Consider the following 15,542-nt stretch of genomic DNA (forward strand, 5'->3'; position numbering starts at 1 on the left):
CCTAAATGCTGTAGTGCCGCAGTCGCTGTAACCGCCGCATCCCAGCGGCGGCCACCTTCTCCCCGGCCGGGCGAAGAGCCTCCTCGAGCCGTGCGCGAACGTCCTCGGTGTCGAGGTGCGTGCCGATCGCGACGAGATGGCTGGCCCCCGCCCCCGCCGGCGCGGTCCGCACGTGCACCGACGTGCCGACGACATTGAAAAGGTAGTGGCGCTTGCCGATCGCGACGGTGCCCTTCATCCGGTAGACGCCCCGCGGCGGCTGTTCGAGCAGGTCGATCAGTGGTCCCGGGTCGACGGCGCCGCCACCCACGACGGTCACCGACGTGGCATGCACATGGTCGTGGTGCTCATCGTGAGCGTCGGCAGGCTCGTTGAGCAGCAGCTCCCGAAACGACATCTGCCCGGCCTGTCCGCCGTCGCTGACGTCGTAGAGCAACCGGGGATCCACACGTCCGGCCACCGCGCCCACCACATAGGCGTCCGGATTAAGTTCGCGCACACGGGCTTCAACCCGACGCAGGGCGTCCTCGCGGTTGTCCTCGGCAATCCGATCCAACTTGTTGACCACCACCAGGGAGGCCACGCCGTAGCGCTGCGGCGGGGCGGACTCGGTATCGACGGTGTCGAAGTGTTCGGCGGCGTCGATGACGTCGATGACACCGCCGTGGCGTATCCGCTCCACCCCGCTGAACCGAATGACCCGCGATACGTCCGCGGGTTCGGCCACCCCGCTCGCCTCGATGATGATCGCGTCGAGAGCCAGCTTCGGGTCGGCCAGCTTCTCCAGCGCCTCGTCAAGCCCACCCTCATCGGGCAGATGGCAGATGCACCCACCGGCGATCGAGACCGGCTCGTCGACTTGGCCCGTGACCAGGCCGGCGTCGACATTGAGTTCACCGAAGTCGTTGATAATCACCCCGATTCGCGCGCCTGGCGCCCGCAGCACATGGTTGAGCAGAGTGGTCTTGCCCGCCCCGAGATACCCCGTCAGCGCAATGACGGGGATAGCGGGTGTGTTGCGGTCGGCCACCCGGCCATTATTGGCGGTACCCGGGCCGGGTTGTAACCACGGGGTAGAAGTTGGCCGTTCAGCTGCCGTACAGGTGCAGTGCCCGGCCGGTCACGGTGGCCACGTCGCCGCTGAGCCCGGCGATAGGCGGACCGCCGCGCTGATGGATGACGTTGGCGAGCACGATCACGTAGGTGTCCGACCCCGGGTCGATCCACAGCGTCACGCCGGTGAACCCGGTGTGCCCGAAGCTGCCGATCGGAAAGATCATGCCGCGTGGGCGGGAGTGGGGGGTATCGATGTCCCAGCCGAGGCCGCGCAGATCCTGCCCGGCGATCGCCGGGTAGTGCGCGGCCAGCAGGGGATCGGTCATATTGGGTGATAGTGCATTCGCCTGCTTCGCCGCGGCGTTCGCGGCCACCAGCTGTTCCGCGTTGTGCCCGGGTTGCTGGGGCGTCGTCATCAATTCCAGGGTCGACTGCCGCAGCGGAAACGGGCTCGGGCGTCCGGCGAGTCGATCGAGTAGAGCCTGGGCGTACCTGCCGATGTCGCCGGCGGTGGAGAACACTCCGGCGCTGCCGGCCACCCCTCCCATGCGGCGTGCCGTCGGGTCGTTGACCGTACCGCGCAGCAGTTGGTCGTAGTCGGGGTTGATCTCGGGGGTGTCTTCGTCATGCGCGGTCGGCGCGATGCGGGCCAACAGCTCGGTGCTCCAGCTACCTGCCGGACACTCGCCGTCCTGGGCGTCGCTCGCATCCAATGCGATAGCAGTACCGCGAATCTGGTGTGGGCCGCAGGCTTTGGCGGCGGGCAGGTAGCGGGTGTCGGTCATGCCCAGCGGTGCAAAAACGTGGTCCTGCACGTAGCTGTCCAACGGTTGGCCGGTCATGGTCTCGACCAGCGCGCCCAGGATGATGAAACCGATGTCCGAGTAGTGGAATATCTCGCCGGGACCGAACTCCAGCGGTGCGGTCAGGGCCCGATGAATGCCATCGGCCTTGTCGGCCTCGGTCAGGCCCCACGGACCCTGGTGGCTCAAATCGCCCCCGATGCCCGAGGTGTGGGTGAGCAACATGCGTAACGTCACCTGAGCGCGTCGGGGGTCGTTTGCCTCGTTGAACTCCGGCAGGTAGGTCTGGACGGGCTCGTCGAGCTGGACCCGGCCCTGTTCATACAGTTGCAGGACCGCGACGGCCGTCGCGAGGCACTTCGTCATCGACGCGATGTCGAAGATGGTGTCCTCGGTCATCGGCTCGGCCGGCGAGGGCGAACCGTCGAGAGCGGGTTCGCCGTCGAGCTTGCGCGCGCCGAAGGCCTGGCTGAACGCGATCGTGCCGGCGTGCCCGATCCGGACTACCGCGCCCGGCAGCCGGGGGACCGCAATCGCGTCGTTGATCAATGTGGAGACCGGCGCGATCAGCTCCTCTCGGGGTGCGTAGGGCGCATCCTCACGAGGGAGGACGGGCACCGTGGTCGACGGGGTACCCAGGGGCGGCGTCGGCCGAGGCTCCGGGTGGCCGCACGACGGGACCACCGCAAGTATCAGCGCGACGCTTCCCACGGCGCAGGCCCGGGTGATGCGCGATCTCGACACTGTCACAGCATCGACGGTAGCCAGCTGCCGAGTGCTACGCCGGCCGCGTCAGGCGTCCGTCGGGAACCAGTAGTCGAGGGTCTGCTCGACTCCGCCCCAGTCAATGCCCAGCCAGTCGCCGAAGAAGCCTTCGATGTTGCCGAAGGCGCTGTAGACGAACGCCACGGCGGAGTAGAACAGGCCCTCCCACCAGCCGCTGTCGATCAGCCCGTGCGGCCAGGCGTTGAGCCAGGCGCCGAACTGGTCGAAGTCGCCGGAGATGTTGATGTCGGTGAGCATGCCGTCGGTGGTCGCCGTGTGGTTGGCGACCTGGTCGGGCGTGAGCCCGAGGTACATCATGTGCTCGTAGAGGATCCCCAGCGCGGAGGTGGAGGTGGGGTCGGCGACCGGGTCGCCGGGGATCGTGTAGACCGTGGTCGGGAACGCGTCGGTCGGGGTGTGGACGCCGGACAGCAGTGCGGTGTCGAAGAGGTCGCCGGATGAGCCTCCGCCGAAATCCGGTATCTCGGTGCCGGAGCCCACCGGGTTGCCGATGAACACGAAGTGCAGCAGTGCGGGGTCGATGCCCTCGTGGGCCAGCTGGGCCATCGCGATCGAACCGGCTGTCGCACCCTGCGACCAGCCGAACACCCACAGCGGGTGGGCGGCGTCGTAGGCGTCCGGGTTGGCGGCGAGTTGGGCGTGTACCTCCCGCACGATCTCGGCCGCCCCGACGAAGCTGCTGTGGCCCTGTTGAACGAGGGCGGGCGTGGACAGCAGCAGCAGCGGTGCGTCGCATCCGGCGGATCCGACGACGCATGCGGTTGGGTCGTCTCCGGGGTCGAAGCCCAGCGGCCGCAGGAAGAGGTCGGCGGCGGTCTCGGCGAATGTCGCAGACGGGGTCGACAGGATCGTCGGCCCGACGAAGATTGCGGTGTCGGCCAGCAGGCTCACGTCGACATGCGTGGCGTGCACCACCGGAGCGGACAGCACACCCCCTGCCACGGTGCTGGCAACCGCGATCGGCGCTAGGGCTTTGGTCAGCATCACGGGCGACCCTTCTCCATTGGTCTGGCGCCTTTCTGAATCATGCGCGAATCGCTACCTCAAACCGGTGCCGAAAGGCTTTAGGTCGTCGGGAACCAGTAGTCCAGGGTCTGCTCGACCCCGCCCCAGTCCAGGCCCATCCAGTCGCCGAAGAAGCCTTCGATGTTGCCGAAGGCGCTATAGACGAACGCCACGGCCGAGTAGAACAGGCCATCCCACCAGCTGCTGTCGGCCAGCCCGTGGCCCCAGGCGTTGAGCCAGGCGCCGAACTGGTCGAAATCGGTAGAGATGTTGATGGTGGTGAGCATGTCGTCGGTGGTGGCGGTGTGGTTGGCCACCTGATCGGGGGTGAGGCCCAGATACATCATGTGCTCGTAGAAGTCCCCGTACGGCGAGGTGGAGGTGTAGTCGGCGTTGGGGTCACCGGGGATGGTGTAGATCGTGGTCGGGAAGGCGTCGTTCGGGGTCTCCTTGCCGTACAGCATCCAGGTGTCGGAGAAGTTGCTGTGCGCCGAGCCGTCGTCCGTCATATGCGGATATTTGCCGTCCGGAGCGGTCGGGTCGCCGATGAACACGAAGTGCAGCGCCTGCGGGTCCACGCCGTCGTGGGCCAGCTGAGCCATCGCGATCGAACCGGCCGTGGCGCCCTGCGAATAGCCGAAAATCCACAAGGGGTGCTGGGCGTCGTAGGCGCCCGGGTTGGCGGCGAGTTCGGCCTCTACCGTCCGAACGATCTCGGCCGCGCCGGCGAAACTGCTGTGGCCGACTTGGGCTAGGCCCGGGGTGGTCAGTAGCGTCCGAACGATCTCGGCCGCGCCGGCGAAACTGCTGTGGCCGACTTGGGCTAGGCCCGGGGTGGTCAGTAGCTGCAGCGGCGCGTCACACGTGGCGGATCCGATCAGGCACGAAGTGAAGTCGCCACCGTCGAAACCCAGCGGCCGCAGGAAGAGGTCGGCCGCGGTCTGGGCGAATGTCGCCGACGGGGTCGACAGGATCGTAGGCCCGACGAAGATCACCGTGTCGGCCAGCAGGTCGACGTCCACGTGCAGGTCGACGTCGGCATGCGCGGCGTGCACCACCGGAGCGGCGAGCACACCGCCTGCCACGATGCCGGCGATCGCGATAGGTGCGTAGAGCTTGGTCAGAATCACCGGCATGCCGCCTTTCCGAGTCATTCGTGCAAGACATATCCCGATAGCGGTAACTAAAAATCACACGAGTAAATCGAAAGCTAAACCTGAGGGCAGATCATGGCAGGGGTGTTCGGCGCAAGTCAATGAATAGTCGTCGAGATGGCGGGCCTGGCGCCCGAGCACCGCGACACTCGATGCGGGCCATTTGCCACGTCATCAATCGCGCTAGTACAGCTAGCGTGACCCGCGTGACGGGCATACGATGGTTCCCGTGGAGACGATCAGCAGCACGGATGCCAAGAACCAGCTCAACCGGCTCTTGAACGACGTCAAGGCCGGAGCGTCGTTCACCATCACCAGCCACGGCACTCCCGTCGCGCGGCTCGTACCGATCACAGCGGTTCCGCGCAGGTTCGGCCAGTTATCGAACCTCGTCGTTCCGGAGGACTTCGACGACGCACTGCCGGCAACAGAACTCGCGGCCTGGGAAGACGCGGAGGCGTGAATATCCTGCTCGATACCCACACGCTGTTGTGGCTGGTCAGTAAGCCCTCGGCCGTGGATTCCGAAACGCTCGCGATCCTGGCCGACCCGGGAACCTCGGTGTGGGTCACGGCCGCCTCGGCATGGGAAATCGCGACCAAGACGCGGCTAGGTCGCCTCGACGGTGCGGCCCTGCTGTCGACCTGGACCGACATCATTGCCGACATGAGCGGCACCGAATTGGCGATCGACTGCGCTGACGCGATCCTTGCCGGTCGACTTCCCTGGGCACACCGGGACCCGTTCGACCGCGTCATTGTGGCCCAGGCGCTGCGCCGCAATCTCACCATCGCCACCCGCGATACCAAGATCATCGGCGCGGCCATCGCGCCGACCCTCATCGCATAATCCCGGAGTGAGCGCCAGCGCTTCATCTTTTCTTGATTAGCTCACACATCCGACTTAGGGTTCGGGAAATGCACGCCACCAAAGTTTTCGCGCCGCTCGCCGCCGCGAGCGTGATCGCGGCCGGTGTCGTCGGAACCCCCGTCGTCCAAACGACGCACGCATTACAAGTAGCCCTGCTGGCGGACACCGCGATCTTCGTCGGCGGGACCATGTTGCCCACGCCGTCGGCGACCTTCGCTCAGACCGCGGCCGATCTGTTCCTGCAGCCGCTGGGCTTCGACGCGGGCGACGACGCGGTGTGTGTGATCGGTTCCGGCGATTGCGACGACCCGCTAAGGGTGTTGACCACCCCGGAACTCTTCCTGCAGGGTTACAGCAGTTTCGCCGGTGCCGCCGAGATCGTTCGGACGGTGCAGGCCGAACTCGCCGCCAACCCGGGCGCCTACGACGCCGAGCACCCCTTGTGGATTTTCGGCTATTCGCAGGGCGCGACGGCCGGTTCGATCGCGATGGCTCAGCTGGCCCACGACGGCGTGGACCCGCAAGCGCTGCACTTCGTGTTCATCGGCGACCCGTCCGATGCCAATGGCGTGTGGCCGAACAGTCACGGCGAGGTGTCGCTCTCCAACGATCCTTCGCTGTTGTACGGCAATCAGACCCCGAACGACGCATTCACCACCACCATCTACACGTTCCCCGGTGACCCCGTCGCCGATCACACGGCGCCCTCCATGCTCGGCCTGTTCTGGGAGCACGTCATGTACATGGGGCTCACCCCGGAGCAGGTCGCCGACCACACCGCCAGCACCGACGGCATGATCACCAACATCGACATCTCCGGTGACATCGACCAGTTCAGCACCTGGATCAACGCCTTAGGCAACGGCTTGACCGACAGCGGCGTGTTTGAGGCACTGTTCAATTCCCTCGTGGAGTTGGTCTACAACGCCTTCGGGAAGACCGAGGACTTCTTCACCGACTGGATGGGCATCGACTGGGGCGGCGTCGAAAACACCCTCGACTACTGGTTCCCGCTGGCTTGACCGCCCTGAGTCCAGCTCAGACGGAGCGTCTTGACAATCTACAACCGAATGGTTGTACGATTGTTGGGTGATCACGCTCGACGACGACGCGGTGGACGCCCTGTTCCACGCACTTGCCGACCGCACCCGGCGTGACATCATGCGCCGGGTGCTGGCCGGCGAGCACTCGGTTTCGGAGCTCGCGGTGAAGTACGAGATGAGCTTTGCGGCGGTGCAGAAGCACGTCGCTGTGTTGGAGAAGTCCGGGCTGCTCACCAAGCGCCGCAGCGGACGCGAGCAGTTGGCCAGCGGTGACGTTGCGGCGGTGCGGTCGGTGGCATCCATGCTCGCCGAGTTGGAACAGGTTTGGCGCGGTCGCATCGCACGTATCGACGAGCTCATCTCGTCCGAGGAGACCTAGGAGGGCTGGACCATGCCTGTGATCGACGTACAGCACGACATCGACACCTTGACCTTGACCATCGTCGCGGACTTCGCCGCGCCGGTGCGGCGAATCTGGCAGATCTATGCCGACCCGCGCCAGCTGGAAAAGGTCTGGGGGCCACCGACATTCCCCGCGACGGTAGTCGATCACGACCTCACGGCCGGCGGCCGCACGAACTACTTCATGACCGGCCCGGACGGGCAGAAGTACCCCGGATACTGGCAGGTCGTTGCCGTCGACGAGCCGTGGAGCTTCACCTTCGACGACGGCTTCGCCGATCTGGACTTCAACCCGGATCCCGGGATGCCGACCTCCAGAAACGTCTATACCTTCGCCGAGCACGACGGCGGAACCCGCGCGACGTACGTGAGCACATTCGCGTCCGCCGAGGACCTCAAAAAGGTGTTGGACATGGGCATCGTCGAGGGCACCACCTCGGCGCTGAGCCAGATCGACACCCTGGTCGCCTGCTGAATCGCTGCGGCCGCCCGGGGGCGCGGCGGTGAATGGCGATCGCGCAGGCGCTGGCCGGCGCCGGGTCAGCACCGGCATGGTGGTGTCGAGCAGTCGACTGCCTACACCCGTTTATCGGCGGGGAGACTCCGCGCCGCCGCAGTCCATGAGAAACTCTCATGGTTTTCTCCGGTGCATGCGTTCGGCCCCTGGGCGCTCCGCGCTATCGGCACCGGTGATCGAGAGGAACCGACTGTGAACGAGCGACCTGGCGCTGTACTGGAGCAGCAGACCGGCGCGGGCGCCGGCCCGGGCCTGGGCTGGCTGCCCACCACCGCGCCGGCCGCGTTCGCCCCGGACGACCTCGCCGACATCATCGGCTACCTGCGCCACCCCGTTCATGTGGTGCGTGAAACGGCCACCGGGATGCTGGGCCTGGCCCTGGGCGGTGCGGTGGTCGGCGCCGGCGAATCGGAATTGTCCCTAGTAGGAACCCTGCCCGCGACCTACCCCGAGTGGCTGGGGGACCGCGAATTCTGCGAGGCGCACGGCGTCCGGTTCCCCTATGTCACCGGAGCGATGGCCAACGGTATCGCGACGCCGGCGTTGGTCATCGCGATGGCCGAGGCCGGGATGATGGGCTTCTTCGGTGCGGGCGGGCTGTCCTATGAGGCCGTGGAGCGGGGGCTGGACGAGATCCAGACCGCGTTGGCTGGCCGGCCCGGGCTGGCCTGGGGAGCCAACTTGATCCACTCGCCCAATGAGGTTTCCCTCGAGGCGCGCGTCGCCGAGCTGTTCATCGCGCGCGGCGTTCCCGTCGTCGAGGCCTCGGCCTTTATGAAGCTGACGCCCGCGGTCGTGCATTACGCACTGTCGGGCCTGGACACCGATCCGGCCGGCAACATCGTGCGCCGCAACCACGTGATGGCCAAGGTGTCACGGCCCGAGGTGGCGCGGATGTTCATGGAACCGGCGCCGGCGGCGTTGGTCTCCGCCTTGGTGGCGGCCGGCAAGCTGACCGAGCGCGAAGCCGACCTGTCGCGGTTTGTGCCGGTGGCCGAGGACATCACCGTCGAATCCGACAGCGGTGGGCACACCGATAACCGTCCGCTGCCAGCGCTTTTTTCCGAAATCGTCATGCTGCGCGATTCGCTGGCCCGCCAGCATCAGCTGAATTGCCGGGTGCGAGTGGGTGCGGCGGGTGGTCTCGGCGCACCGCAGGCGGTCGCCGGTGCCTTCGCGATGGGCGCGGCCTACGTGCTGACCGGGACCGTCAACCAAGCCTGCGTGGAGTCGGGTCTTTCCGCGCCCGGGCGCGCCATGCTCGCCAAAGCCGGCATCGCGGACGTGATGATGGCCCCCGCTTCCGACATGTTCGAAATGGGCGTCAACCTGCAGGTACTCAAGCGGGGAACGATGTTCGCCCCGCGCGGCAAGAAGCTCTACGAGTGGTACGCGGGCAACCCCGACCTGGCCAGCGTGGTCGCCAAGCACGGCCCCGAGCTGGAGAAGATCCTGGGCACCACCGTCGCCGAGGTATGGGCGGACACCCAGCGGTACTGGCAACAGCGTGACCCGGCGGTCCTCGAGCTCGCCTCGAGGGATCCGAAGTACCAGATGGCACTGGTGTTCCGCTGGTATCTGGGGCAGTCGAGCCGGTGGGCCATCAGCGGCATCCCCGAGCGGGTGCTGGACTACCAGATCTGGTGTGGTCCGGCCATGGGCGCGTTCAACAGCTGGGTGGCGGGCAGCCACCTGGAGCCGTGCGAGAACCGCCAGGCGGTCCAAGTCGCACTTAACTTGCTCGAAGGTGCCGCCCACGTGACCCGCGCCGGTGCGGCCCGCTCCTGCGGGGTGCCGGTTCCGGCCAAAGCGTTCGCCTACCGTCCGCGGCCGCTGGCTATCTGACGCGGCCGTCAATATGCACTGAAGTCAATATGCACTGAATAGGCGCGCCTTCGGGCTGTTCAGCGGCTCAGCAGCGTGACATTTTGGCGGACGACTGTAACGCCTGTGTGAGCTTAGGCCCGGCATCTTCGATGTGTGATGGCCGCAACACTCTGATATGGTCCCGGCAGCGTCTGGCCATCGGGACGATCAGCGGACCCCCAGCTGCGATTAAACGTCTCTGATGGCAAAACTTAGGCATTCGATGCTTTGCGTCAAGGCCGTCCTTAAGGAGACCTGTGGTAGCCAAACATCCACCTGTCGCAGTGGTCGGCGTCAGCGCGCTGTTTCCCGGGTCGCCCGAAGCCGAGCGATTCTGGCGCAACATCGTCGAGGGTGCGGACCTATTCTCCGACGTACCGGAGTCGCACTGGCGGATCGACGACTATTACGACGCAGATCCTCGCACGCCTGACAAGGTATACGCCCGACGCGGCGGATTCTTGCCCACCGTCGACTTCTCGCCGATGGATTTCGGCATTCCGCCGAACGTGGTGCCCGCAACCGACACCGCCCAATTGTTGGCGCTGCGGGTCGCGCAGCAAGTGCTGGAGGACTACGCCGGCGGCGACATCTCCGGCATCGACCGGGAACGGGTCAGCGTGGTGCTGGGCTCGTCCGGCGGCACCGAGATGTCCGGCTACATGAGCGGTCGCCTGCACCGGCCGATCTGGGAACGCGGCCTGCGCGCGGCCGGCCTCGCCGACCACGAGCTGACCGCATTCAGCGAGAGCGTGGCGTCAAGCTACACCCCGTGGCAGGAGAACACCTTCCCGGGCCTGCTCGGCAACGTCATCGCCGGACGCATCGCCAACCGCTTTGACCTCGGCGGAACGAACTGCGTCGTCGATGCGGCGTGCGCCAGTTCGCTGGCCGCGATCGAGATCGCACTGCACGAGCTGTACCTGCGTGAGGCCGACATGGTGATCGCCGGCGGCGTCGACGCCTTCAACGACATCTTCATGTTCATGTGCTTCGCCAAGGTCACCGCGCTGTCGCGCACCGGCGACTGCCGTCCGTTCTCCGACCAGTCCGACGGCACCATGCTGGGCGAAGGTCTGTCGATGCTGGCGCTCAAGCGCCTCGACGACGCGGAGCGCGACGGCGACCGGATCTACGCCGTGATCCGCGGCATCGGCACGTCCTCGGATGGTCGGGCCAAGAGCATCTACGCCCCGAGCCCCGATGGTCAGGCCAAGGCCCTGCGCCGCGCATACGAGGCCGCCGGCTACGGACCGGAGACGGTCGGCCTCGTCGAAGCTCACGGCACCGGCACCAAGGCCGGCGACGTCGCCGAGTTCACCGCGCTGCGCCGGGTGTTCGACGAGTCGGGCCGGGCGGACCGCCAATGGTGTGCCGTCGGTTCGGTCAAGTCACAGGTCGGGCACACCAAGGGAGCTGCCGGTGCCTGCGGTCTGTTCAAGACCGTGATGGCGCTGCACCACAAGGTCCTCCCGCCGACCATCAAGATCGACCGGCCTAACTCCGGGCTCGAGATCGAATCGTCGCCCTTCTACCTGTCGACGCAGTCCAAGCCGTGGATCGCCGACCAGAATGTGCCGCGACGCGCGTCGGTCAGCGCGTTCGGCTTCGGCGGTACGAACTTCCACATCACGCTCGAGGAGTACGCCGGCGCCGGCAAGCACGCACCTCGCTACCGCTCCTGGGACTCCGAGCTGGTGGTCCTGGGCGCGGACTCCGCGGCAGGGCTGTCTGCTCAGGCCGCGGAACTGGCCGCCTCGCTGGTCGATTCGCCGGACATGCTCGGCTACCTCGCACACAGCACGCAATCGGCGTATGACGCCGCCCGCCCGCACCGCCTCGCCGTCGTCGCCAGCAGCGTCGAGAGCCTGCGGACGATGCTCGGGGAAGCCGCGGCGAAGCTCCAAACCCCCAGCGGGGAAACATCGTTCAGCTCGCCCAAGGGCTACTACTACTCGTGCCAACCGGCCGGTCCGGTCGCGCTGCTGTTTCCCGGGCAGGGTAGCCAGTACGTCGGCATGGGTGCCGACATCCCGCAACTCTACGAACCGGCTTTGGCGCCTTGGGAACTCGCGCGCGCCGGCCTGCTCAACGCAGACCGCGACCTGCACGACGTCGTCTGGCCCAAGACGGCGTTCACCGAGGAAGACCGCGCGGCCCAGGCCGTCGAGCTGACCAAGACCGAGTGGGCGCAGCCGGGCATCGGCGCACACAGCCTCAGCCTGCTGTCCGTCGTCCGCTCGCTGGGCATCGCGCCGGTCGCCGTCGGCGGCCACAGCTTCGGTGAGGTCAGCGCGCTGTGCGCCGCGGGGGTGATCACGGACGACGTCGCGCTGCTCATCGCCCGCGCCCGCGGAGCGCTGATGGCCCAGGCCGCCGCCAGCAGCGACGGAGCGATGTGCGCGGTGACCGCCCCCGCCGAGCAGGTCAGCAGACTTCTCGGCGAGTGGGGTCTGTCGGTGGTCATCGCGAATCACAATGCCCCCAACCAGGTCGTGCTCTCGGGCGACAGTGCCGCCATTGCCGATGCCGCGCAGCGATTCAGCGCGGCGGGTATGAATGCGCGGCTCCTCGACGTCGCCACTGCCTTCCACTCCGAAATCGTCAGCTCCGCGGCGGCCCCGTTCGCCGCGTACCTGGCCGGCATCCCGTTCGGCGTGCCGCAGGTGCCCGTCTACGCCAACGCAACGGCGCAGCCGTACGTCGGCAGCGCCGAGCAGATGCAGGCAACACTGGCCAACCAGATCGCGCAGCCGGTGCGGTTCGTCGAGCAGGTTCAGGCAATGTGGTCCGCCGGCGCCCGAACCTTCGTCGAAGTCGGCCCCGGCAGCGTGCTCACCAACCTGGTCGGCAAATGCCTGACCGGCCAGGACCACGTCGCGGTCTGTCTGGATGCCAAGGGCAGGAATGGGATTCGATCGCTATGGATGGGGCTGGCCCAGCTCGTGGCCGCCGGCGTTCCGATGAACTTCGAAGCCCTGTGGGCCGACTACCGCCGCGGTGACGATCCGCGAACCCGTCCGGCGCCCAAGCTGACGATGAAGCTCAACGGCACCAACTTCGGCCGACCAGACCTCAACGACGAGCCGGTGCAGCGGCGCTCGGAAAAATTTGAGAAATCCACCACCCGCAGTGACCACAACGGTCACGCGACCGTATCGGAGCCCACCATGACAGCAGCTCACCCAACCGTCCCCGCGGCTAACGGGTTGCCGGCACACGTCCCGACGCACGTCCCGGTCCCGGTTCAGGCTGCTGCCGTTCCGATGGTGACGTCGCCGCTGATGTCCGGTCCCGGAGCCGAGATGGTGACGCACATGGTCGGTGCGCTGGGCAGCATGCAGCAGACCATCGCCCACCTGCAGGGCCTGCTGCAGACCCTGGTCTCCAGCACCGGGATGACCCCGATGCCGGTCAACCAGCTGGCCTTCCCTGCCGCAGCCACGGTAGTGCCGGCTGCGCCGGTAGCCGCCTATGCATGTTGGCGGTGGTTGCCGACAAGACGGGCTATCCGGTGGAGATGCTCGATTTGTCGATGGCGCTTGAGGCGGATCTGGGGATTGACTCGATCAAGCGGGTGGAGATTTTGTCTGCGGTGCAGGATCGGGTTCCGTCGTTGCCTGAGGTGGAGACGGCGACGATGGCGGCGTTGGTGACGTTGCAGGAGATCGTCGACTACCTGCAGTCGTTGATGGGCCCGGCACCGGCACCGGCTGCTGCGCCTGCGCCGGCTGCTCCGGTGGCTGCCGCGCCCGCGCCGGCTACGGCGGGGGTGGATTTGGTCGGGGACATGTTGGCGGTGGTTGCCGATAAGACCGGCTATCCGGTGGAGATGCTGGAACTGTCGATGGCGCTTGAGGCGGATCTGGGGATTGACTCGATCAAGCGGGTGGAGATTCTGTCTGCGGTGCAGGATCGGGTTCCGTCGTTGCCTGAGGTGGAGACGGCGACGATGGCGGCGTTGGTGACGTTGCAGGAGATCGTTGACTACCTGCAGTCGTTGATGGGCCCGGTGGCCGCACCTGCTGCACCCGCGCCGGCCGCGGCGGGGGTGGATTTGGTGGGGGACATGTTGGCGGTGGTTGCCGACAAGACCGGCTATCCGGTGGAGATGCTGGAACTGTCGATGGCGCTTGAGGCGGATCTGGGGATCGACTCGATCAAGCGGGTGGAGATTTTGTCTGCGGTGCAGGATCGGGTTCCGTCGTTGCCTGAGGTGGAGACGGCGACGATGGCGGCGTTGGTGACGTTGCAGGAGATCGTCGACTACCTACAATCACTGATGGGTTCACCACCACCGGATCTGGTGGCGCCCAACGGATTATCGGCAGGTGATCGCGCCCCTTTTGAGTTAACCGGAGCGGAGGTGGCGCGCTACGCGGTACGCGCCACCGCCGCTCCGGTGAGCGGGATGGGCATGCCCGGCCTGTATGCCGCCAGGACCGTCGAGATCGTGACGTCCGAAGCGGCCCAGGCCGGACTGACGGAGACGGCCGAGGCCCTGGCCGCAATTCTGCGCACCCACGGCATTCGCGCGGCGATCGTGGCACGACCCAGTGCCGACACCGAGGCAGTCATCCACCTCGGTGGACTGCGGCCGATCGCCACTCGCGACGAGGCGCTTGATCTCAACCGAGTGCTGTTCGCCGACGCGCAGTGCGTCGCAGCGCAATTCGCGGAACGTGGCGGCGTCTTCGTCACCGTTCAGGACACCGGCGGCACGTTCGGTCTGCTCACCGACTCCGGCCTGCGGGCCTGGTCCGGCGGGATCGGTGCGCTGGCCAAGACGGCTGCGCAGGAATGGACCAGCGCGCAGGTCAAGGCAATCGACATCGCCGTCGGGCACCGTTCCCCGCTCGTCATCGCCGAGCAGATCGCCGACGAAGTCCTGTCCGGCGGGGTGGAACTCGAAGTGGGCCTGGGTAGCTCACACGGGCGAACCACAGTCGTCGCGGGCGCACAGCAGGTGAGCACCCGCACACACCGCATCGGTCAGCAAGACGTCATCGTCGTCTCGGGTGGTGCCCGCGGCGTGACCGCCGGCTCGGTGATCGCGTTGGCACAGCAGACCCAGGCGGCGTTCGTCCTGATCGGACGCACCGAACTCAGCGACGAGCCGGCGGAAGCACAGGGGCTGACCACCGATGCGGATCTCAAGCGGGCGTTGCTCGCCGGCGCTGCGGCGCAAGGGCTCAAGGTCACACCCAAGCAGCTGGAGCGGCAGGCGCAGCGCATCCTGGCCGACCGCGAGGTGCGGGCCACCCTGGCCGCCCTGACCGCGGCCGGCTCGCGCGTCCGTTACGCCGCCGCCGATGTTCGTGACGCCGCGCAGCTGGGTGCGTTGCTGGACAGTGTGCGAAGCGAGTTCGGTCCCATCACCGGCCTGGTGCACGGCGCCGGCGTGCTGGCCGATGCGCCGTTGCACAAGAAAACCCTCGACGGGTTCGACCGGGTCTTCGAGACCAAGGTCGGCGGCGCATGCGCGCTGCTGGATGCGACCGCCAACGACGCGCTCAAGGTGATCTGCCTGTTCTCGTCGGTGGCCGCGCGCAGCGGAAACGTCGGTCAAAGCGACTACGCCATGGCCAACGAAATCCTCAACAAAGTGGCGCTGGCGGAGCAGGCTCGCCGCGGACCGGCCTGTCTGGTGCGGGCACTGGGTTGGGGCCCTTGGGATTCCGGGATGGTGACGCCCGGCCTCAAAGCGATGTTCGAGTCCCGCGGCATCTCGTTGATCCCGCTCGCCGACGGCGCGCGTGCCTTCGTCGCCGAGGTCCTCGACGGCGAAACCGGAAGCTCCGAGGTGACCCTCGGCGACGGCGTACTCGCCGGACTCCCCACGCATCCGATACCGCCGGAGGGCCGGGTCGCGCGGGTGCTCGCACACGTGACGCAGCAGCCCTACCTGCTGGACCACCGGGTCCAGGGCAATGTCGTGCTGCCCGTCGTGCAGGCGCTCGAATGGTTCATCCGGATGGCCGAGGCGTGCCGGCCCGGCCACTACGTGGATCGGGTGCTCGACCTCAAGGTGCTGCGCGGC

The 15,542-nt window shown here is 66.9% G+C and carries 11 protein-coding genes and 1 pseudogene; 8 read left to right on the forward strand and 4 right to left on the reverse strand.

Annotated elements, in window-relative coordinates; translation table 11 throughout:
- Nucleotide 1: 1 nt before the first annotated feature.
- The 4 genes from BN4346_RS45750 to BN4346_RS45765 all read right to left on the reverse strand — a co-directional run bounded on the left by BN4346_RS45750 (nt 2) and on the right by BN4346_RS45765 (nt 4,786).
- Nucleotides 2-1,030: a CobW family GTP-binding protein gene (locus tag BN4346_RS45750; RefSeq protein WP_067976891.1), complete on the reverse strand. Its 1,029-nt coding sequence runs from the start codon at nt 1,028-1,030 to the stop codon at nt 2-4.
- Between the two features lie 58 nt (nt 1,031-1,088).
- Nucleotides 1,089-2,609, reverse strand: coding sequence for a serine hydrolase domain-containing protein (locus BN4346_RS45755; RefSeq protein WP_407695159.1), 1,521 nt, complete (start codon nt 2,607-2,609; stop codon nt 1,089-1,091).
- Between the two features lie 42 nt (nt 2,610-2,651).
- A complete protein-coding gene (locus BN4346_RS45760) occupies nt 2,652-3,629 on the reverse strand; it encodes a PE-PPE domain-containing protein (RefSeq protein ID WP_067976892.1) in 978 nt (325 codons plus the stop codon).
- An 80-nt stretch (nt 3,630-3,709) separates the two neighbouring features.
- The gene (locus BN4346_RS45765; RefSeq protein WP_235653799.1) at nt 3,710-4,786 is read right to left on the reverse strand and encodes a PE-PPE domain-containing protein; all 1,077 of its coding nucleotides are present in this window, start codon (nt 4,784-4,786) and stop codon (nt 3,710-3,712) included.
- Between the two features lie 247 nt (nt 4,787-5,033).
- Between BN4346_RS45765 and BN4346_RS45770 the strand changes: the two genes are divergently transcribed.
- The 8 genes and pseudogenes from BN4346_RS45770 to BN4346_RS49995 all read left to right on the forward strand — a co-directional run.
- Nucleotides 5,034-5,267: a type II toxin-antitoxin system Phd/YefM family antitoxin gene (locus tag BN4346_RS45770; RefSeq protein WP_067976893.1), complete on the forward strand. Its 234-nt coding sequence runs from the start codon at nt 5,034-5,036 to the stop codon at nt 5,265-5,267.
- On the forward strand, nt 5,264-5,653 hold the full coding sequence (locus tag BN4346_RS45775) for a type II toxin-antitoxin system VapC family toxin (protein ID WP_067976894.1): 390 nt from the start codon (nt 5,264-5,266) through the stop codon (nt 5,651-5,653). The genes BN4346_RS45770 and BN4346_RS45775 overlap by 4 nt, the downstream gene beginning before the upstream one ends.
- Nucleotides 5,654-5,721: 68 nt before the next feature.
- Nucleotides 5,722-6,696, forward strand: coding sequence for a PE-PPE domain-containing protein (locus BN4346_RS45780; RefSeq protein WP_067976895.1), 975 nt, complete (start codon nt 5,722-5,724; stop codon nt 6,694-6,696).
- 67 nt (nt 6,697-6,763) lie between these two features.
- Nucleotides 6,764-7,096 (forward strand): ArsR/SmtB family transcription factor, encoded by a 333-nt coding sequence (locus tag BN4346_RS45785; protein WP_067976896.1) that lies wholly within the window; start codon nt 6,764-6,766, stop codon nt 7,094-7,096.
- A 12-nt stretch (nt 7,097-7,108) separates the two neighbouring features.
- The gene (locus BN4346_RS45790) at nt 7,109-7,594 is read left to right on the forward strand and encodes an SRPBCC family protein (RefSeq protein WP_067976897.1); all 486 of its coding nucleotides are present in this window, start codon (nt 7,109-7,111) and stop codon (nt 7,592-7,594) included.
- Between the two features lie 234 nt (nt 7,595-7,828).
- On the forward strand, nt 7,829-9,481 hold the full coding sequence (locus tag BN4346_RS45795) for a PfaD family polyunsaturated fatty acid/polyketide biosynthesis protein (RefSeq protein ID WP_235653800.1): 1,653 nt from the start codon (nt 7,829-7,831) through the stop codon (nt 9,479-9,481).
- A 305-nt stretch (nt 9,482-9,786) separates the two neighbouring features.
- A complete protein-coding gene (locus BN4346_RS49325; protein WP_407695165.1) occupies nt 9,787-13,158 on the forward strand; it encodes a beta-ketoacyl synthase N-terminal-like domain-containing protein in 3,372 nt (1,123 codons plus the stop codon).
- A pseudogene (locus tag BN4346_RS49995) lies at nt 13,044-15,167 on the forward strand (SDR family NAD(P)-dependent oxidoreductase); the annotation flags it as partial. The gene BN4346_RS49325 and the pseudogene BN4346_RS49995, both read left to right, overlap by 115 nt.
- Nucleotides 15,168-15,542 lie beyond the last annotated feature (375 nt).

The sequence above is a fragment of the Mycolicibacter icosiumassiliensis genome, assembly GCF_900078685.2.
Taxonomy (GTDB): domain Bacteria; phylum Actinomycetota; class Actinomycetes; order Mycobacteriales; family Mycobacteriaceae; genus Mycobacterium; species Mycobacterium icosiumassiliensis.